Source organism: Companilactobacillus versmoldensis DSM 14857 = KCTC 3814 (genome assembly GCF_001434295.1).
Lineage (GTDB): Bacteria > Bacillota > Bacilli > Lactobacillales > Lactobacillaceae > Companilactobacillus > Companilactobacillus versmoldensis.
This window is the reverse complement of sequence record NZ_AZFA01000056.1, coordinates 1-752: the sequence shown is the minus strand read 5'-3', so window position 1 is coordinate 752 and position 752 is coordinate 1. Positions and strand designations below refer to the sequence as shown.

1 protein-coding gene is annotated in these 752 nt (G+C 31.8%); it reads right to left on the bottom strand.

The annotated features are described in order from the left end of the window. Window positions 1-160: 160 nt before the first annotated feature. Window positions 161-373, bottom strand: coding sequence for a hypothetical protein (locus FC27_RS11505; RefSeq protein ID WP_029508266.1), 213 nt, complete (start codon window positions 371-373; stop codon window positions 161-163). Between the last annotated feature and the right edge of the window lie 379 nt (window positions 374-752).

Sequence of the window (752 nt, the reverse complement as noted above, 5' to 3'; positions counted from 1 at the left end):
CCATTGACAGCGAATAATCAAATTTTCTAAATCTTAGCAAGACTTTAACTGCTATATTCGTTTTTAAGGGCCTTATTTCTCGTTTCTAGCGATTTTAAGACTGCTTATATATATTTATACCAAAGGAAAAATAAAAAGCCCTCAGCAGGCTTTTAGAGGACTAAATAACAAAGCCAGGACGATTAATAATATCTTCTTGTCTTTTTTGCAAAATATAAGTATATAGGGAATCATACAAATTCTTTTTGATCTCGTCAGGTTCATTGACAGAAGCTTCAAACAATTCTTGAATATCAACTTGCCAAGGATCAGCAAGCATTTCATTAATTGGTTTTAATACTTTCTTTTCGTACATCCTAATTACTCCTGACATCAAAATAATGATTTCAGTTTAGATTTACAGATTTTACAGTACCGTTATTCAAAATTTGTTACCAAACTTATAAAGATTCTTTGCACAGAACGATTAAAAAAATCTGGCTTAAAACAGCGTAATCCGCAACACTTTTTAAATATTTAAAACATAACAATCTTAGTTAGGTGCAAACATAAATTGAATTAAAAATACAGTCAATTCAACAACGACAAAAATTGATTTTATGGTTATCAGCAGACCGAGTGAAACAAGGTCAATGCGCACTTACACCCCGCCAAAATTTAGTGGGGGTTTGCGCTTAAAATCTGTCTCAGAAGTTGCCTTCGGCAACAACTAAAAACTCAAAGAAAACTAACCAAAATCAATTTGATCTAAC

Coding starts and splice junctions, on each gene's coding strand:
- FC27_RS11505 (WP_029508266.1), bottom strand. CDS start 373: ATGTCAGGAGTAATTAGGATGTACGAAAAGAAAGTATTAAAACCAATT.